Consider the following 17,613-nt stretch of genomic DNA (forward strand, 5'->3'; position numbering starts at 1 on the left):
GCCGGCGACTACTCCATCGTCGGCGCGAGCTTCTTCACGCTCTGCACGTCCTCGCCGAGCCAGGCCGCGTTCTTGGCGGTGCCGTCGAAGGTCGCGCTCGTCTTGAACAGCTCGTACTTGCCCTCCAGCGCGTAAGGCTTGGAGCGGGACAGCAACTCGGCGACCGTCGCCTTATCCATCGGCTTGAAGGTCTTCACCGCCTCGAAGGCCTGGTCGAGGTCGCGCTGGTTCTGGATGCCGGTGATCACCACCGAGACCGGCAGGTTCAGCGAGAAATGCAGGTATTCCAGCGGCTTGATCGGCGCGTCGGCCTTCAGGATCACCCCGTCGCCAAACGTCTTCATGGCGAGCGGCGCGATGCCCTCGGCCACGAGATGCGGCAGCACAAGATGGCCGAACGAGCGGAAATGCGCGTCCATCACGTTGAGCGGCATCTGGCAGGAATCGAACTGGAAGCCGCGCTCCTGCGCGACGCCCAGCATCTGCAGGTGGATGCGCGGGTCCTTGTGGCCGGTGAAGCCGATATAGCGCAGCTTGCCCTGCTTCTTGGCCTCCAGGAAGCCCTCCATGGCGCCGCCCTCCGCGAAGACGCGGTCCGGGTCGTCGAAGCGCAGGATCTCGTGATGCTGGACGAGGTCGATCCGGTCGGTGCGCAGGCGCAGGAGCGACTGGTCGATCTGCTTGAGCGCCTCCTCCTTGGTCCGCCCGTCCATCTTGGACATCAGGAAGACCTTGTCGCGGTAGCCGCCCTGGGCGAGCGCCGCGCCCATGCGCAGCTCGGAGCGGCCCTCGTTGTAGTCCCAGCAATTGTCCATGAAGGTGATGCCGCGATCGACGCCCTCGTGGATCAGCCGGGTCGCCTCGTCGTCGGTCACCGCGCTCTTGCCGAGATGGAACCCGCCCATCCCGATCGCCGAGATCTTTTCCGAGGTCCGGCCGAAGGTGCGGTAGAGCATCTCGCCCCGGCGCTCGCCCGGATCGGTGATCAGCGGCAGGTCGGCCGGATCCTGCGGCCTTGTGTTCGGAAGCGGCGGGGCGCTCACGGCCGCACCTGCGCTGCCGGCGCCCGTGATTCCCGCGCCGAGCACGGCGCCTTGGAGGAAGCTGCGGCGTTCCATCGGATATCTCCGTTCGGGAGGAATCTGAAGCGCTCGCCGCCGAAGTGGACACCGGTTCGGCGAAAGAGAGCGCGTCGAAACAAGAGGTTCGAGCCGTTCGTGATCGCAGCGCGATCGGGAACGGCTCCAAGTTCGGGCGGTAACGGGTGGCGGGACATCATCGTTCGACCTCCTGGGCGAGGCGGCTCGCCGCGTTGAGCAGGCGCAGGGCGGCGCAGGCCGCCCCGTAGCCGTTGTCGATATTGACCACCGTGATCCCGGGGGCGCAGCTCGCCAGCACCGCGTCGAGGGCCGCGCGGCCGCCCGCGGCGACGCCGTAGCCCACGGAGGTCGGGACCGCGATCACCGCCCCGGCCACGAGGCCGCCGACCACGCTCGGCAGCGCCGCATCCATGCCGGCGGCGACGATCACCACCGGATGCGCCCGGATCTCCTCGAGCCGGGTGGTCAGCCGCCACAGGCCGGCGACGCCGACATCGGCGAACAGCGTCGCGGCCCGGCCGGCATAGCCGAGCGTCCGCAAAGCCTCCCGGGCGACGGGCACGTCCGAGGTGCCGGCCGCCACCACGGCGACCCGGGCCGGACCGGCGACCGGCGGGGCCTGCCCGAACACCGCCGTGCGCGAGACCGGGCAATAGTCGAGCCGCGCCGCAGCCCCGAGCCGGGAGCACTTCTCCGGATCGAGCCGGGTCAGGAGCAGCGAGGCGCCCCGATCTCCGGCAGCCATCAGGATCGCGTCGATCTGCTCGGCACTCTTGCCGGCGCAGAAGATCGCCTCCTCCAGGCCGATCCGCTCCGGCCGGGCGAAGTCGAGGGTGAACTCGTCCGCAACGCTCATGGCCGTGCCGCTCCGACCAGAAAAGCGCTGCCGACCCGGTAGGGTGCGAACCGGACCGGGCCGGACAGCCGCGGCGGCGCGATCTCCCGGATGCCGGCCCCGAGTTTTTCGCGACGCTTCGGGTCGAGGGCGGCGAGGCTGCCGGCGTCGAGCTCCACCACCACGCCCTCGGCGCGCACCCGGCAGCGGACCGCCCGCCTGGCGCCCGTACCGGCATCGAGGGCGCCCCCGACCAGCCGCTCGACCGCGTGGATGAAGCCCAGCGTCTCCGGCTCGATCGGGATGCCGGTCTCGACCCGGCTCGACAGGCAGGGCGCGGACGGCAAGTCCGCCACCGTTCCGAGGCCGAGGTCGCGGGCGAGCGCCCGGACGGCCGCCTTGTCGAGGCCGGCCTCCACGTAGGGGTGGCGCACCCCGTGCTCCCGGGCGGCGTCGAGGCCGGGGCGGTACTCGCCGAGGTCGTCGCGATTGGCGCCGGACAAGATCTGCCTTTCGGTGACGCTCCGGATCGCCCCGTACAGGTTGGTCTTGCAGAAGAAGCAGCGGTTCACGGGGTTGGCCCGGTAGGCCGGGTCGGCGAACTCACCGGCCTCGATCACCCGCAGGTCCCAGCCCTCCCGGGCGGCCTCGGCCCGGACCCGCGCGGTCGCCTCGCCGGGCACGGCCGGGGAGACCGCGTGGACGACAAGCGTCGCCTGTGGCGCCAGCCGGTGGGCGAGGGTGGCCAGCGTCAGGCTGTCGACCCCGCCGCTCACCGCCACCGCGACGGGCCCGAGTTCCGCCAGCACGGCTTCGAGATGCGCGCGCGTCACCGCTCCTCCTTCGTGATCTCTTGCAAAGCGAGGCGCTCGGCCGCGCGGCGCAGGCGCGCCCGGTCGGCCTGGCTCGCCTGGTTCAGGGCGTCGTCGGCCTCGGCCTTGGCGGTGCGTCCGCCCGGCCGGTCGACGACCTTGACCCGGACCGGGCGCCCCTCCGGCGCGACCGTCACGGCCTCGCGGTCGAGCACCGCGCGCGCGACCGCGTGGTGGCGCAGCCCGATCGTGGTGGTCTCGCGGAAGCAGGCCGCGATCGCCGCCTCCAGGCTCTCGGGCTGCACCAGGACCTGAATATGGGCCATCATCCGGCCCTTCTTGCCCAGGACCGGCATCTGCACGACGTCGCGCACGCCGGGCTCCGCGCGCAGGCGGTCGAGGCCCATGGCCAGATCCTCGCCGGATTGGTCGTCGATCTCGAACGCGATGACCGCGACCTCGCCCCGCTCCGACCGGGAGGCGGGCGCGTCGTCCAGCGCCAGCGCGCGCAGGCAATTGCTCAAGCCCGGCAGCACCCTGGTGCCGAAGCCGATGCCGCTGCGCCCGAGCGTGCCGGGGGGCCGGCCGCGCCCGGGCTCGGTGCCGCAGAGATGGCGCAGAATCGCGGCGCCCGTGGGGGTCACGCGCTCGCCCGGGATCCCGTCGTCGAGGGTCGAAAAACCTTCGAGCAGGAGCGTGGTGGCCGGCGCCGGCACCGGCAGCGGCCCGTGCTGGGTCCGGACCCGGCCGGAGCCCAGCGGCAGGGCCGAGACGCTCCAGCTCCGCACGTCCAGCGCGGCGATCAGGTGGGCGGCGGCGACGATGTCGGCGATCGAGTCGAAGGCGCCGACCTCGTGGAACGCCACCGCGTCGACCGCGATGCCGTGGACCCGGGCCTCCGCGTCGGCGAGGTGCCCGAAGATCGCCAGCGCATGGGCCCGGACGGCCGGCGCCAGGTCCGCCCGCGCCAGCTCCGCGCGGATCTCGGACCAGGGCCGGTGGCCGTGCGGCGCCGGATCGTGGGTATGGCTGTGCGGGTGATCGTGCGGGTGAGGCTCGTGATGGTGGTGGGCCGGGTGGCCGCCGTGCCGATGCGGTGCAGGCGGCGCCTCCGCCCCGGGACCCGAGACCGCGAAGCGCAAGCCCTGCAGGATGCCGTCATTGTGGTCGGGCGCCGCGCAGGCGATGCGCGGATCGACGGCCCGCACGCTCGCGCGCACGCCCTCCAGATGCTCGGGAAAGGCATCCAGCAGCGCGGCGGCGAACATGTCGCCGGCCACGCCGCCGAGCGCGTCGAGGTGGATATGCATGTCTGTCGGTCGGCCCGAACCGGAATCCTGATGCCGCTCAGATCGGCCGTCGTCGGCTCAAGGCAAGGGACGCCGCCTCGATCCGGTGACGCGGCGTATCGCCGTCGCCTCACTCGGCCGCGGCGCCCACCGAGTCGGCCATGCGCGCCCGCCGCGTGCCCAGCGGCTGGGGCTCGCCCACCGTCGTGTCCTCGGCGGTCTGGTGCTCCATCTCGGCGTTGAGCTGGGCGCCGGCGAGCACGATCATGGTCGAGATCCAGATCCAGGTCATGAAGCCGATGGCCGCACCGAGCGAGCCGTAGGTCTTGTTGTAGCTGCCGAAATGGGCGACGTACCAGGAGAACAGCAGCGAGGCGACGATCCACAGCACGGCCGCCGCGGCGCCCCCGGGCGTCACCCAGCGCCAGCGCGGCGCGTCCCGGCTCGGGCCGTAGCGGTAGAGCATGGCGAGCCCGAGCAGGACCGCCACGAGCAGCGCCGGCCAGCGCAGCAGGGTCAGCCACCAGGCATCGGTGCCGAGGCCGACATAGGTCAGCACCACCGGCAGCACCACGACCGCGGCCAGGGCCAGGATCAGGAAGGCCAGCGCCCCCGCGGTGAAGCCGAGGGAGACCACGTTGAGCAGGACGAAATTGCGCTTCTCGCGCTCGTTGTAGACGATGTTGAGCGCGTCGAAGACGTGCTTCACGCCGCCATTGGCGCTCCAGACCGACAGGACGATGCTGACGACCAGGCTCAGGCCCAGCGCGGTGTTGCCCTTCTCGTTCAGCCGCTTGACCTGGTCGCCGAGGATGTCGAGGGCGCCCTGGGGCATGATGCCCTGGAGGCTGGCGAGCTGGTCGTTGATGGTCGAGGCGTCGGCCACGAGGCCGTAGCAGGACACCAAAGCCGCCACCGCCGGGAAGATCGCCAGCAGGGTGAAGAAGGTCACCCCCGCCGCGATCAGCGGCAGGCGGTTCTCGCCGATGTCGCGATAGGTGCGCAGCGCGATGTCCTTCCAGCCCTTGGCGGGGATCTCGGCCGGATGCGTGGCACCCCGTCCGCGATCGGCCTCTCTCCGGGCGACCGCCTTCGCGTCGTCGCCCTCGTGCGTGGGCGAAGGCTCGTGCGCCGAGGAACCCGCGAAGGCGGGCCGGGGGCCCGAATCCGTCCGCGGCCCGGTAGGTCCGGCCGCCCGGCGCGGGAACGCGACCAGGCCGACCAGGGCGGTGGCCAGCGCCAGGGTCCAGACCGTCGAGGCCGGCCCCCCGGGGTCGCGGGCCGCGCTGCGGTCTGGATCGGGAGAAGCCATCGATACGCCTCGGCGCGGGGTCACGGATCGCCTGCGAACGGCACCCGACGGGGCCGCGGATCCGACAGGGGAACGCCGCTGTGCACGCCCCGGTTCGCCGTCCAGTTGTAATCCGTGGCGGTATCCGGTCCTCAGTGCCGCACTCTTGCTTGTATTGGACCGGTTTCATCGTCCGCGCGCCGGGTTCTAACCCATGTTGGCGCGAGGGCGGCGCAAGCGCGCCACAAGCGTCTGCAACGGGCACGACCGACCCGTTCGCCGACGCCCGGACCTGATGCCCGACACAGAAGGCCACACCCTGCTCGATCCGGCCCGCGACATCCGGCACGGCCTGCCGGAAGCGGTCCGCAGCCACCTCGGCACCCTGCTCGGCCTCACCTACGACCAGGTCGGCCCGACCCCGGGGGCTGCCTCGGATCGCTTCGCCGACCTGCTGGCGCGCCTCGACGCCGCGCTCGCCAAGGACCAAGATTTAGGCGCGGGCGAGCGGGAGGCCGCGTTCCGGGCCGGCCTGCTGAAGGTGGTGCCGGCCCTGCACCGCTTCGCGGTCTCGTTGACCCGCGACCCGGCCGCGGCCGACGACCTCGTGCAGGATACGCTGCTGCGTGGCTGGCGCGGGCGTACCGGCTTCACCCCCGGCTCCAACCTGGAGGCGTGGCTGTTCACGATCCTGCGCAACGTGTTCTACAGCCAGCACCGCAAGCACGGCCGCGAGGTCGCCGACACCGACGGCAGCTATGCCGAGCGGCTGACCAGCATCCCGGAGCAGGGCGGCCATCTCGACCTCCAGGACGTGCGTGCGGCCCTCGAACGTCTCGCGCCCGTGATGCGCGAGGCGCTGGTCCTCGTGGCGATCGAGAACATGAGCTACGAAGAGGCCGCCGCCGTCATGCAGTGCCAGATCGGCACCGTGAAGAGCCGGGTCTGGCGGGCCCGGGAGCAGCTCGCTCGGATGCTCGGCTATACCGGGGCCGAGATCGGCAACGACGGGGTGATGCTGTCGGTGACCGCGACCTCGGCCTGACGCGGCCTCCACGGTATCCACCGGCGAATACCCCTATCCGACGCGACACCCTCTGTATTCGCCAGAAAATTTGACTTAAGTGAAGGCGCCCGGGGTCATTCCCGGGCGACATAGGGCGAGCTAGGTCGATCCGTCGTCCCGGCTCAGCTCCCGTCGGTGTGACATCCCCCCGATCCACTGACGGGAGCCCCTTTGGGGGGCCCGCCGCCGAAGCAGGCCCCGGCCTGGCGCTCGTAAGCGCGTCCCGTCAAGGGCTTGAGAGCCGTTTCCGAGAACGGCTTCACGGTGCTCGCCTTCAGCGCGACGCGTCTTCGCCCCGGTCCGCGTCGAGCTGCTGCAGCAGTTCCGCCAGCCTCGGATCCAGCGCCTCGTCGATCACCGGATCATAGAGCGCCTGCAGCTGGCGGCCGAGCCGCATCCGCGTCTGCGCGTCGAGGGCCGGGGCGCCGCTGGCGACCGGGAACACCCGCAGGGCCGTGGGGGCGGTCCCGGGCGCGGGTCTCGGGGCGGCACGCTGATGGGCGGGGTATGGCATTCGGTCTACATCGGCCTGAAGCGGCGCGACGGCAACCACCCGGCGCCACGAAGTCTCAGGCATCGTCCTCGGGCGCGAACACCTCGCCCTTCTCGGCCAGCACCGTGTCGGCCTCGTCGTGCGCCAAGATATCGCGAGCCAGCGCATCGGGGTCGGCCCGGCCCACGGTCCCGGCCAGCGCACGCTCCCAATCCAACGGCAGGGGGCCGCCTCCAGCGGTCAGGATCGCGGCGGCGCGGTCGCGCAGTCGCGCCCAGGACACGGCGTCCAGCCCGGCGAGGGCACCCCCGAGGTCGAGTTCGGCGGCAGCCTGCCTGGCGGCGGCCGCCCAGGCGGGTGGCGGTTCGGTCGCAAAGGGGTCGGTCGCAGAGGGGTCGGTCATGGCGGCCTCGCGCAGGGTCTCGGATCCGCCACCGGACATAGCGCGCGGGCTGAAAAAGGTCAGCGCAGCCCGTGGCGGGCGATCTCCTCCGGCACCAGCTCGGCCGCGTCCTGGCGCGCCAGGATGGCGTCGATGGCGATCGGGCGGTCGTCCCAGGCATCGATGCCGACATCGCAGGAGCGGCTGGTATCGGGCAGCCAGCCGTGGCTGTGGCCGTAGAGATGGCGGGTCTCCCGCCACAGGCCGGGCCAGGCCCGGTGCGCGTAATGCGACAGGAACAGGCGGTGCTCCCGGCCCTGCGCATCCGGGACCGAGATCCGGGCGCTGTCGGCGGGTGGCTCGGCCCAGGGCAGGTCGAGCACGCGGTTCGAATCGTGGTTGCCCCGGATGAGGCGCTTGATGCCGTTGAGCTGCGCGAAGATCGCCGCGCAATGCGCCCGGCTCGCCCCCGCGGCGAAGTCGCCGAGATGCCAGAGCGTGTCCTCCGGCCCGACCACGGCGTTCCAGGCGGCGACCAGGGCCGCGTCATGCGCCGCGATGCTGTCGTGGCGCGCGCCGCGGTGGCGCAGGATGTGCGGGTCGCCGAAATGCGTGTCCGCGGTGAAGAAGATCGCCATGGCGCCGAATCCGCGAATCCCGTCCCAATCCACCGTCGCATCCGGCGCCGCTCCGAGGTGGACCGGCGCGGGCGCCCGGCAAGGCTTGCGCGGCATCGCGGCCGCGCCCCGCGGGACGGAGCATCGTCCGGGAGGGGTGCCTCGGGCTTTCGGGACGATGCGACCTATCTGGACCGCGATGCTCGATCCCACAGCCTACGCGCACCTGCTCGACGCCGCCCGCGCACATCCGCTCCTGGAGGCCGCGATCCGGCAGGCCGGCCCGCTCCGGATCGACCCGCCGCCGCATGCCTGCGTGGCCGACCGGCTGTTCGTCGAGGTCGTGAACCAGCAGCTCTCCACCCGGGCTGCGGCGGCGATCTGGACGCGGGTCGAGGCCGCGGCGGCGGCAGCGGGCTCGAGCCCGCGCACGCTGTTCGAGGCCGGCGACCCGGCTCTGCTGCGGGCCTGCGGCATCTCGGGCAACAAGGTCCGCGCCCTCCAGGCGATCGTCGCCGCCGAGGTGGCCGGCCTGCTCGGCCCCGACCTCGCCGGCCTGCCGCAGGCCGAGCGCGCCGCGATCCTGTGCGGCATCCGCGGAATCGGCCCCTGGACCGCCGACATGATCGGCATCTTCCACTTCCAGGACCCCGACATCTGGCCCGCGGGCGACGTCGCGGCGGTGGGCTGCCTGCGCCGGCTCACCGGCGGCACCGACACGCCCGCCCTCGCGGCCCCGTTCGCGCCGTACCGCTCGATCCTGGCCCGCTACCTGTGGCGCATCAAGGACACCGCCCCGGCGGAGCCGCCGAGCCTCCCCGCGGGCCGCCCCCGCGCCGCGGTGAAATCCGGGTGACGGACGCCCCCCGATCGGCTATCCGTTTCGCGGGCGCAGGGCCTGTAGCTCAATGGTTAGAGCCGACCGCTCATAACGGTCTGGTTGCAGGTTCGAGTCCTGCCGGGCCCACCACCTGTTTTGCAAGGTCTCGCAGCAGAACAAGATTTTCGGCCGGCCCCGCACTTGGCTCTCGCCGCCCTGCAGGCCATCGGCAGATCTTCCAAGACCACAGGCCGGATGATCTGCGACCTTGAGACAGCGTCCGCTCGCGAGTCGATCGGAGGGCTTCGGCGTTTCCTCGAAACCCGCACCGAAATCCGGCTGCTCCTGGCCGCACCTTTCGTCCCGCTGGCACGGGGCGCGGCGTAGCCGTGCAAACCATGAGAACTGATCCGATGGGCTCCGACCTGACCGTCTACTACGATGGCGGCTGTCCGCTCTGCCGGGCCGAGATCGGTCACTACCGCCAATGCCGCGGGGCCGAGCGGATCGCCTTCGTCGATGTCGGGCGCAATGCGCCGACGGTGGGCCTCGGGCCGGATCTCGACCGGGGCGACGCGCTGCGGCGCTTCCACGTGCGTGGCGCGGATGGTCGGCTGGTATCGGGGGCGGCGGCGTTTGCGCGGCTGTGGCGTGTCCTGCCGAACTGGCGCTGGCTCGGCCGCCTCGTCGAGCTGCGCGTCTTCGGGCTGCCGCTCGTCCTGCCGCTGGCGGAGGCGGCCTACCGGCTGTCGCTACCCCTGCGGCCGCAACTGGCGCGGCTGATCGCCCGCCGGCAGCACTGAGCCCGCGCCCTAGAATTCCGCGGACGATCGCGGCGGGAACGCGGAGCGGATCTCGGGGCGGGGATGCTCGCCGCCATGGCGACACCGCCCTTGGCCGCTGCGCCGAGCACCGGGAAGACCGACAGGACGCCCGATCAGGCGCTCCGGGCTCTCGAGGACGGCAACACCAATGATCTCACCGACCCGCCACGCCTGCGAGCGCCCACCGTCCCGACATGCGCGAGGCTGCTCGCGGGTGGCCCAGACCCGGTCGGCTCAAACATCCGCCGGAACGCTTCCGCAAAGCCGCGAAAGCTGGCATCCTAAGCCCGTGATCCTCTGGTTGGCCCTTCGGCGGCTGCTTCCGCTTCTGGCGGTTCTGAGCCTCGCCCTGATTCCGGTCGCCGCCCCCGCGGCGGTCGCCGGCATGCATGCGCCGATAGCCCAGGGGAATCAGGCCGTGCCGCATGAGCACGGCCACGCGATGGCCGCGATGGACATGGCCGACGCCGCCATGGCGGCCATGCCGTGCTGCCCGCCCGAGGCTGCGGCGCCGGCGGATCAGCCCGGGGACGGCGCCAAGGGCTGCCTCAAGGGCTGCCCGCTGATGGCCCTGTGCCTCGGCAGCCTCGCCTCCCTGCCGCCCTCCGGGATCGGCCTGCCGGTGCCACTCGCCACCGGGGCGACCGCGTTCGCGCGGCGCGCCGACGGGTTCGCCAGCGTCACCGGGACGCCGCCGCCCGAGCCGCCCCGAGCCTGACCCCGATGCCGCGGGCCGCGACGCCCGCGTGAGGCCGCACGCCCGTGCGGCCGGCCATCGTGGTTCAGGAGATTTTTCGTGACCTTTCAACCTGTTGCCCAATCCTTGGCGCGCGCCCTGGCGGCCGCGCTCGTCGGCGCCGCCCTGTCCGGCCCGGCGCGGGCCGCCCCGGCGGATTACCGGTTCGAGCTCGTCACCCGGGAGGCCAAGGTCGGCGAGGCCGTCCTGACGGTCCGGCTGGTCGACACGCGCAGCGGCCAGCCGGTCACCGACGCGGTGATCTTCGCCAAGCGCATCGACATGGCCCCCGACAGCATGGACGAGATGACCTCGACCCTCGCGCAGCTCCCGTCCACGGAGCCGGGCCTCTACCGGTTCAAGACCAAGCTCACCATGGCGGGCGGCTGGCGGCTGTCGCTGGGGGCGAAGCTCCAGGGCGAGACCGGCACGGTGAGCGACAAGCTCGTCTTCCGGGCCGTCCCATGAGCCGTGCCGTGAGCTGCCCGGCCTGGCTGACCGGGACCCTCGTCGCCGTGGCGGCGGGGGGCCTCGGCTATGGGGCGGGGCGCGTGAGCGACGGCGCGGCGCCCCTGTCCGTCGCACGCGCCTGGGCTGGCTTCGCCGCCGGGCCTCCGGCCGCCGAGCCGAAGGTCTCGGGGCCGGTGGTGTATTACCGGGACCCGGACGGCAAGCCGGTCTACTCCCTGTCGCCGATGATGACCGAGGACGGGCGCCTGTTCCGGGCCGTCCACGCCAGCGAAGATCTCCGCTTCGACCGGCCCGCCGCCGAGGATGGTTCGGGTCGGGCCGGGCCGGGGGAGGGCGACCGGCTAAAAAATCCCGCCCGGACGGTGCGCTACTACCGCAACCCGATGGGCCTGCCCGACACCTCGCCGGTGCCCAAGACGGACCCGATGGGGATGGACTACATCCCGGTCTATGACGGCGACGATCCGGACCCGAGCACCGTCACGGTCTCGCCGGGGCGGATCCAGCGCACCGGCGTGCGCAGCGCCGTGGTCGAGCGCCGGGTCGTGTCCCGGCCGGTCCGGGTGCCGGGCACGGTCGCGCTCGACGAGCGCCGGGTCACCGTGGTGGCGACCCGGGCCGACGCCTATGTCGACCATGTCGAGGACGTCACCACCGGAGACCGGGTCCGGCAGGGCCAGCCCCTGGTCTCGGTCTACGCGCCCGAGATCAACGCCGCCGCCGCGCAGCTGATCGCCAATCCGGGCTTCGACGGCGCCCGCCGGCGAATCCGCAACCTCAACGTCTCGGAGGCGGTGATCGCCGAGATGGAGCGGACCCGGACGGTGCCCCGCGCGATCACCTGGGCCTCCCCGCGCGACGGGCTGGTGCTCGAACGGCGGGCCATCGAGGGCATGAAGGCGGCGGCGGGCGACACCCTGTTCCGGATCGCCGACCTGTCGCGGATCTGGGTCCTGGCCGACGTGCCGGAGCACGACCTCGCCGGCGTACGCGTCGGCCAGGCCGCCACCGTGCGGGTGCCCGGCCGCAGTTTTACCGGCCGGGTCGGGATGATCTACCCGCAGGTGAACCGGGAGACCCGCGCGACCCGCATCCGGATCGAATTGCCGAACCCGGACGGGCTGCTCCTGCCCGACATGTATGCGGATGTGGAGATCGCCACGGGCGCCACCGATCCGGTGGCGGCGGTGCCCGAAGAGGCCGTGCTCGAGACCGGGTCGCGCCAGGCGGTGCTGATCGAGGCCGGGGACGGCCGGTTCGCGCCCCGGGCGGTGGAGATCGGGCGGCGCGGCGACGGCTATGTCGAGATCCGCGCGGGCCTCCGGGCCGGCGAGCGGGTCGTCACCGCGGCCAACTTCCTGATCGACGCCGAGAGCAACCTGAAGGCGGCGCTGGCGAGCCTCGCCGCCCCGCCGGCCGCCGACGGGGAGGGCGGCCGATGATCGCCCGGCTGATCGCCTGGTCGGCGCGCAACCGCGTGCTCGTGCTGATCGCCACCGTCTTCGCGGTGGCGGGGGGCGTCCAGGCCCTGCGCACCCTGCCGCTGGACGCCATCCCGGACCTCTCGGACGTGCAGACCATCGTCTACACCGAGTATCCGGGCCAGGCGCCGCAGGTGGTCGAGGACCAGGTCACCTACCCGCTGACCACCGCCATGCTGACCGTGCCGCGCTCCAAGGTGGTGCGCGGGGTCTCGATGTTCGGGGTCTCGTTCGTCACGATCATCTTCGCGGACGGCACCGACCCGTACTGGGCACGCTCGCGGGTGCTCGAATCCCTCAACGGCCCGGCCAGCCGCCTGCCCGCCGGGGTGATCCCGACGCTCGGGCCCGACGCCACCGGGATCGGCTGGGTCTACCAGTACGTGATCCTGGCCCGGCAGCGGACTTTGGCCGAACTCCGGTCCCTGCAGGATTGGGTGGTCCGGTTCGCGGCCTCGCGCGGGGAGGGGGTGGCGGAGGTCGCCCCGGTGGGCGGCTTCGTCAAGCAGTACAGCGTGATCGTCGATCCGAACCGCCTGCGGGCGCAGGGTATCGGCCTGAACCGCCTGCGCGACGGCATCCGGGCGAGCAACGCCGAGATCGGCGGCCGCACGATCGAGCTGTCCGAGTTCGAGGTGGTGGTGCGCGGCCGGGGCTATCTCAAGGGCACCCAGGATCTCGGCGCCGTCGTGCTCAAGAGCGACAACGGCACGCCGGTGCGGGTGCGCGACGTCGCCCGGGTGGAGATCGGGCCCGACGAGCGGCGCGGGATCGCCGAGCTCGACGGGGCGGGCGAGGTCGCCGGCGGCATCGTCGTGCAGCGCTTCGGGGCGAACGCCCGCGCCGTCATCGCCAGCGTCAAGGATCGTTTGGCCGAGGTCGCCAAGAGCCTACCCGCCGGGACCGAGATCGTGCCGGTCTACGACCGGTCGCAGCTCATCGACGCGGCCATCGCGACGCTGACCCACACCCTGGTCGAGGAATGCGCCATCGTCGCGCTGGTCTGCGTGGTGTTCCTGCTGCACCTGCGCAGCGCGCTGGTGGCGATCCTGATGCTGCCCGTGGCGATCCTGATGGCGTTCTCGGCCATGCGGGCGCTCGGGCTCGGCGCCGACATCATGAGTCTGGGCGGCATCGCCATCGCGGTCGGGGCGATGATCGACGCCGCCATCGTGATGATCGAGAACGCCCACAAGCATTTGGAGCGTGCCCCGCCGGACCGGCCCCGGGCCGAGATCCTGGTCGGGGCGGCCGCCGAGGTCGGCCCGTCCCTGTGCCTGTCGCTCCTGGTCATCACGGTCTCGTTCCTGCCGATCTTCACCCTGGAGAGCCAGGAGGGCCGGCTGTTCGGGCCGCTCGCCTTCACCAAGACCTTCGCGATGGCCGCCGCCGCGCTCCTGTCGGTGACCCTGGTGCCGGCGCTGATGATCCTGTTCGTGCGCGGCCGGATCGTGCCGGAGCACCGCAACCCGGTGAACCGGCTGCTGGTCGGGGCCTACCGGCCGCTGATCGCCGCGGTGCTGCGGGCCCGGACCCTGACGCTCCTCCTGGCCCTCGGGGTGCTGGCCGCCACGCTCTGGCCGGCGCGCCAGCTCGGCTCGGAATTCATGCCCGAACTCAACGAGGGCACGCTGCTCTACATGCCGACCACCCTGCCGGGCCTCTCCGTCACCAAGGCGGCGGAGCTGCTGGCGACCCAGGACCGGATCATCAAGACGTTTCCGGAGGTCGCCTCGGTCTACGGCAAGGCGGGCCGCGCCGGCACCGCGACCGATCCGGCGCCGCTGGAAATGTTCGAGACGATCATCCGGCTCAAAGCCCCGGCGGCGTGGCGGCCCGGCGTGACGCTGGCGAGCCTGCGGGCCGAGATGGACAAGGCGCTGCAGTTTCCCGGCGTGTCCAACGCCTGGACCCAGCCGATCCGCGCCCGGATCGACATGCTCGCCACCGGCATCCGCACCCCCGTGGGGGTCAAGCTGTTCGGCACCGATCTCTCGGCGATGGAATCGGTCGCCCGGGCGGTCGAGGCGGCAATCCGCACGGTGCCGGGCACGACGAGCGCCTATGCCGAGCGGGTCGTGGGCGGCACCTTCCTCGACATCACCCCGGATCGGGAGGCGCTCGGCCGCTACGGCCTCACCGTCGGCGACGTCCAGGACGTGGTCGCCACGGCGCTCGGCGCGGCCACCGTCACCACCACCGTGGAGGGGCGCGAGCGCTACGGCGTCACCGTGCGCTACCCGCGCGCCCTGCGCTCCGACCCGCAGGCGATCGCCAACGACGTCCAGGTGGCGCTGCCCGCCGGCGGGACGGTGCCGCTCGGCGCGGTCGCGTCGATCCAGCTGGCGCGCGGGCCGACCGCGATCCGCACCGAGAACGGTCGGCTCGCGCTCTATCTCTACGTCGACATCGCCGGGCGCGACCTCGGCGGCTACGTCGGAGAGGCGCGGGACGTGGTGGCCCGCGCGGTGCCGCTGCCGGAGGGCATGACGCTGCAATGGAGCGGCCAGTTCGAGGCCCTGGAGCGGGCCGAGGCCCGGCTGCGGATCGTCGTGCCGGCGACCCTGATGGTGATCGTCCTGCTGCTCTACGGGGTGTTCCGCCGGGTGACCGAGACGCTGATCGTGCTGCTGTCGCTGCCCTTCGCGCTGGTCGGCGGCGTCTGGCTGATGTGGGCGATGGGCTTCCACCTGTCGGTCGCCGTGGCGGTGGGCTTCATCGCGCTGGCCGGCGTCGCCGCCGAGACCGGCATCCTGATGCTGGTCTATCTCGACCAGGCGCTGACCGAGCGGCGCGGCGAGGCCATGCGGGAAGGGCGGCCCCTCACCCGCGAGGACCTGCGCGCCGCCATCATGGTCGGGGCGGTGGAGCGGGTCCGCCCGAAGATGATGACCGTGGTGGCGATCATGGCCGGCCTGGTGCCGATCCTGTGGAGCACCGGCGCGGGCTCCGAGGTGATGCAGCGGATCGCCGTACCGATGATCGGCGGCATGGCCTCCTCGACGCTGCTCACCCTGATCGTGATCCCGGCGGTCTACGGCCTGATCAAGGGCCGCGGCCTGCCGGCGGTGGCCGACCTGCCGGATGCGGACGCGGCCCGGGCCGCGGCGTGACGGGACCGCGGCGCGGGCCGCGGTCCCGCACAGGGCTCACGCCGCCTGGATATCCCGCAGGAAGCCGTCGACCTCCTGCTTGACCTTCAGGGATTGGGCGGCCAGCTCGGCCGCGGCGTTCAGCACCTGGGTGGCGGCGCTGCCGGTCTCCCCGGAGGAGGCCAGCACCCGGGCGACGTTCGACGAGACGTCCTGCGTGCCCCTTGCCGCCTCGCCGGCATTGCGCGAGATCTCGCTGGTGGCCGCGGTCTGCTCCACCACCGTCGAGGCGATCGCACCGCTGATCTCGTTGACCGTCGCGATCGTGCGGGCGATCTGCTCGATCGCCTCGGCAGCTTGGCCGGTGGCCGCCTGGATCGCCGCGATCTGGCCGCCGATCTCCTCCGTGGCCTTCGCCGTCTGGCCGGCCAGCTCCTTCACCTCGGACGCCACCACGGCAAAGCCCCGTCCCGCGTCGCCGGCCCGGGCCGCCTCGATGGTCGCGTTCAGCGCCAGCAGGTTGGTCTGCGAGGCGATGCCGGAGATCGTCGTCACCGCGGCGCCGATCTGATCGGCGGCCAGCCGCAGGCTGGCCATGGCGGCGTTGGTCGCCTCGGCCTCGTGGGCGGCGGTGCCGGCGACCTCGCTGGACCGGATCACCTGGCGCTCGATCTCCTGCAGCGACGAGACCATCTCCTCGGCCGCCGCCGCCACGGTCTGGACGTTGGCCGAGGTCTGCTCGGCGGCGGCGCTGGAGGCCACCGCCTGGCTGTTGGTGTTGTCGGCGACCTGGGTCATCGAGCGCGCCGTCGCATCGAGCTCGGTGGCGGCCCCGGTGACGACCTGCAGCGAGGCGGACACGTTCTGCTCGAAGGCCTTGACCAGCTGGTCGACCCGCTCGACCCGGCTCAGGCGGGCGGCCTGCTCGGCGACCTGGGCGGCCTCGAGCTCGGTGCGCGCGATGGCGTTCTGGCGAAAAACGTCCACCGCCTTGGCCATGGCGCCGATCTCGTCGGTGGCATCCTGGGAGGGCACGACGACCCGGGTGTCGCCCTCCGCCAGGCGCTTCATGGCGTCGGTCATGCCGGTGATCGGCCCGATGATGCTGCGGGCGATCACGAAGGCCAGCAGCCCGCCGAGGATGACGGCCAGGCCGACCAGGCCGATCTGCACCCGCTGGGCGCTCGCCACCGTGGCCGCCGTCGCCTCGGCGATCGCGTCGACCGCGACCTTGATCTTGTCCCGCGCCGTCGCACCCACCTGCTCGATCGCCTCCGTGTGCGGCTTGATGCCGGTCTCGAACGCCGTCTTCGCGGTCGCCATCGCCCGGATGGTCACGTCGAAATTGCCGGCATAGGCATCGAGCGCCTCGGTGACGGCCCGGGCCTGCTGCGCGAAGGCGGCCCCGCCCTCACTTCCTTTGAACGCCTCAAGGGCGGCCTTGGCCTTCTCGACAGCGGTGGCGAAGGTGGCAGGCCCCTTCGGGTCGAGGGTGGCCAGGAAGCGCCAGTTGGCGACGCGGACCAGCAGGATGGCGCCCTCGGCGGTCTGGGCGGCGGCGAGGGTCCCCCCCCCGGCATGCACGCGCACCTCCGCCACCAAAAGGTTCGTCGCGCGGGTCAGCGTGTCGCCGCCGGTGAACAGGCCGTCCTTGGCTGCGCTCAGGCTGGTGCCCGCCGCCGCGAGGCGATCCAGTTCCGGCTTCAGGGCCCGGGCGTGATCGCGCGCCTCCGCGTAGAGCCGGCGCCCCTCGTCCGAGAGCGCCAAGGTGACCAAGGCTTCGGTCGTCTGCTCGATCGCCTGCCGGGTCCGTTCCAGAGCGGTGATCTGCTCCGGCTTCGGTGCGAGCCGGCTCTGTTCGGCCTCGCCGGTCAGGTTCGCCGCGAGGCTGTTGAGCGTGAAGACGGACCGGGCGATCGTCTCGAGCCGGCCCCGCGCCGCGTATTGTTCGTTGATGACGGTCTGCTGATAGAACGAATAGATGCCGATGACGGCCGCGATCAATACCAAAAAGCTGAAACCGGCGTACAGCCGAAGGCGGATTCCCAAATTCATCGCGATGTCATCCTATGAAGAATTTAAATTATCTTCGCATACCAAAGGTAAATCTTTCCTGGCGCGTCATGATGATGTCAAGCTTTGCGAAATCGCTACAATGCGACGCATCTAGGTATCTGCATGAAATGTTGTTGCCAAAATTTTTCGATAAATGCTTCGATCCTTTTTGGCGCGTATCGTTCGAGACGAACATAAAACAAAAAAATTCACGCACTGGTCATGCCGGCGCCGATTGCCTTCGGCGCC

Annotated in this window: 16 protein-coding genes and 1 tRNA gene; 8 read left to right on the top strand and 9 right to left on the bottom strand. The window is 71.9% G+C overall.

Features of this window, described 5'->3' with window-relative positions; genetic code table 11:
• Nucleotides 1-8: 8 nt before the first annotated feature.
• From MKL09_RS11925 to MKL09_RS11945, 5 genes are all read right to left on the bottom strand, one after another.
• Nucleotides 9-1,118, bottom strand: coding sequence for an aldo/keto reductase (locus MKL09_RS11925; protein ID WP_244020362.1), 1,110 nt, complete (start codon nt 1,116-1,118; stop codon nt 9-11).
• Between the two features lie 157 nt (nt 1,119-1,275).
• Nucleotides 1,276-1,956 carry a nickel pincer cofactor biosynthesis protein LarB gene (larB, locus tag MKL09_RS11930; RefSeq protein ID WP_244020363.1) on the bottom strand — a complete coding sequence of 227 codons (681 nt, stop codon included), beginning with the start codon at nt 1,954-1,956 and terminating at the stop codon, nt 1,276-1,278.
• Nucleotides 1,953-2,768, bottom strand: a complete 816-nt coding sequence (locus tag MKL09_RS11935) for an adenine nucleotide alpha hydrolase (RefSeq protein ID WP_244020364.1) — start codon at nt 2,766-2,768, stop codon at nt 1,953-1,955. Before MKL09_RS11935 ends, larB begins: the two co-directional genes overlap by 4 nt.
• A complete protein-coding gene (locus tag MKL09_RS11940; protein ID WP_244020365.1) occupies nt 2,765-4,057 on the bottom strand; it encodes a LarC family nickel insertion protein in 1,293 nt (430 codons plus the stop codon). The genes MKL09_RS11935 and MKL09_RS11940 overlap by 4 nt, the downstream gene beginning before the upstream one ends.
• A 109-nt stretch (nt 4,058-4,166) precedes the next feature.
• Nucleotides 4,167-5,348, bottom strand: a complete 1,182-nt coding sequence (locus tag MKL09_RS11945; RefSeq protein ID WP_244020366.1) for a YihY/virulence factor BrkB family protein — start codon at nt 5,346-5,348, stop codon at nt 4,167-4,169.
• Between the two features lie 274 nt (nt 5,349-5,622).
• Here MKL09_RS11945 and MKL09_RS11950 point away from each other — a divergent pair, with 274 nt between their 5' ends.
• The gene (locus MKL09_RS11950; protein ID WP_244020367.1) at nt 5,623-6,372 is read left to right on the top strand and encodes a sigma-70 family RNA polymerase sigma factor; all 750 of its coding nucleotides are present in this window, start codon (nt 5,623-5,625) and stop codon (nt 6,370-6,372) included.
• Nucleotides 6,373-6,667: 295 nt separating this feature from the next.
• Here MKL09_RS11950 and MKL09_RS11955 read toward each other — a convergent pair whose 3' ends face one another.
• From MKL09_RS11955 to MKL09_RS11965, 3 genes are read right to left on the bottom strand one after another with little or no spacing between them, the layout of a single operon-like run.
• A complete protein-coding gene (locus tag MKL09_RS11955; protein ID WP_244020368.1) occupies nt 6,668-6,907 on the bottom strand; it encodes a hypothetical protein in 240 nt (79 codons plus the stop codon).
• A 55-nt stretch (nt 6,908-6,962) separates the two neighbouring features.
• Nucleotides 6,963-7,289 (bottom strand): hypothetical protein, encoded by a 327-nt coding sequence (locus tag MKL09_RS11960; RefSeq protein ID WP_244020370.1) that lies wholly within the window; start codon nt 7,287-7,289, stop codon nt 6,963-6,965.
• A 59-nt stretch (nt 7,290-7,348) separates the two neighbouring features.
• On the bottom strand, nt 7,349-7,906 hold the full coding sequence (locus MKL09_RS11965) for a metallophosphoesterase (protein ID WP_244020401.1): 558 nt from the start codon (nt 7,904-7,906) through the stop codon (nt 7,349-7,351).
• 178 nt (nt 7,907-8,084) lie between these two features.
• Between MKL09_RS11965 and MKL09_RS11970 the strand changes: the two genes are divergently transcribed.
• The 7 genes from MKL09_RS11970 (at nt 8,085) to MKL09_RS12000 (ending at nt 15,330) form a co-directional block, all read left to right on the top strand.
• Nucleotides 8,085-8,741, top strand: a complete 657-nt coding sequence (locus MKL09_RS11970; protein ID WP_244020371.1) for a DNA-3-methyladenine glycosylase family protein — start codon at nt 8,085-8,087, stop codon at nt 8,739-8,741.
• Between the two features lie 38 nt (nt 8,742-8,779).
• A tRNA-Ile gene (locus tag MKL09_RS11975) sits at nt 8,780-8,855 on the top strand.
• 248 nt (nt 8,856-9,103) lie between these two features.
• Entirely contained in the window at nt 9,104-9,508 is a 405-nt protein-coding gene (locus MKL09_RS11980; protein ID WP_244020373.1) for a thiol-disulfide oxidoreductase DCC family protein, read from the top strand.
• A gap of 310 nt (nt 9,509-9,818) precedes the next feature.
• Nucleotides 9,819-10,247: a hypothetical protein gene (locus tag MKL09_RS11985; protein WP_244020375.1), complete on the top strand. Its 429-nt coding sequence runs from the start codon at nt 9,819-9,821 to the stop codon at nt 10,245-10,247.
• A 78-nt stretch (nt 10,248-10,325) separates the two neighbouring features.
• A complete protein-coding gene (locus tag MKL09_RS11990) occupies nt 10,326-10,733 on the top strand; it encodes a FixH family protein (protein WP_244020377.1) in 408 nt (135 codons plus the stop codon).
• On the top strand, nt 10,730-12,178 hold the full coding sequence (locus MKL09_RS11995; protein WP_244020379.1) for an efflux RND transporter periplasmic adaptor subunit: 1,449 nt from the start codon (nt 10,730-10,732) through the stop codon (nt 12,176-12,178). Before MKL09_RS11990 ends, MKL09_RS11995 begins: the two co-directional genes overlap by 4 nt.
• A complete protein-coding gene (locus tag MKL09_RS12000; protein ID WP_244020381.1) occupies nt 12,175-15,330 on the top strand; it encodes an efflux RND transporter permease subunit in 3,156 nt (1,051 codons plus the stop codon). Before MKL09_RS11995 ends, MKL09_RS12000 begins: the two co-directional genes overlap by 4 nt.
• Nucleotides 15,331-15,366: 36 nt before the next feature.
• Here the strand turns inward: MKL09_RS12000 and MKL09_RS12005 are convergent, their stop codons facing one another.
• Nucleotides 15,367-17,364 (bottom strand): methyl-accepting chemotaxis protein, encoded by a 1,998-nt coding sequence (locus tag MKL09_RS12005; RefSeq protein ID WP_244020383.1) that lies wholly within the window; start codon nt 17,362-17,364, stop codon nt 15,367-15,369.
• Nucleotides 17,365-17,613 lie beyond the last annotated feature (249 nt).

The sequence above is a fragment of the Methylobacterium sp. J-048 genome (assembly GCF_022829515.1).
GTDB lineage: Bacteria > Pseudomonadota > Alphaproteobacteria > Rhizobiales > Beijerinckiaceae > Methylobacterium.

Coding starts and splice junctions, on each gene's coding strand:
- MKL09_RS12000 (WP_244020381.1), top strand. CDS start 12,175: ATGATCGCCCGGCTGATCGCCTGGTCGGCGCGCAACCGCGTGCTCGTG.
- MKL09_RS11925 (WP_244020362.1), bottom strand. CDS start 1,118: ATGGAACGCCGCAGCTTCCTCCAAGGCGCCGTGCTCGGCGCGGGAATC.
- MKL09_RS11940 (WP_244020365.1), bottom strand. CDS start 4,057: ATGCATATCCACCTCGACGCGCTCGGCGGCGTGGCCGGCGACATGTTC.
- MKL09_RS11965 (WP_244020401.1), bottom strand. CDS start 7,906: ATGGCGATCTTCTTCACCGCGGACACGCATTTCGGCGACCCGCACATC.
- MKL09_RS11970 (WP_244020371.1), top strand. CDS start 8,085: ATGCTCGATCCCACAGCCTACGCGCACCTGCTCGACGCCGCCCGCGCA.
- MKL09_RS11960 (WP_244020370.1), bottom strand. CDS start 7,289: ATGACCGACCCCTCTGCGACCGACCCCTTTGCGACCGAACCGCCACCC.
- MKL09_RS11950 (WP_244020367.1), top strand. CDS start 5,623: ATGCCCGACACAGAAGGCCACACCCTGCTCGATCCGGCCCGCGACATC.
- MKL09_RS11955 (WP_244020368.1), bottom strand. CDS start 6,907: ATGCCATACCCCGCCCATCAGCGTGCCGCCCCGAGACCCGCGCCCGGG.
- MKL09_RS11995 (WP_244020379.1), top strand. CDS start 10,730: ATGAGCCGTGCCGTGAGCTGCCCGGCCTGGCTGACCGGGACCCTCGTC.
- larB (WP_244020363.1), bottom strand. CDS start 1,956: ATGAGCGTTGCGGACGAGTTCACCCTCGACTTCGCCCGGCCGGAGCGG.
- MKL09_RS11945 (WP_244020366.1), bottom strand. CDS start 5,348: ATGGCTTCTCCCGATCCAGACCGCAGCGCGGCCCGCGACCCCGGGGGG.
- MKL09_RS11980 (WP_244020373.1), top strand. CDS start 9,104: ATGAGAACTGATCCGATGGGCTCCGACCTGACCGTCTACTACGATGGC.
- MKL09_RS12005 (WP_244020383.1), bottom strand. CDS start 17,364: ATGAATTTGGGAATCCGCCTTCGGCTGTACGCCGGTTTCAGCTTTTTG.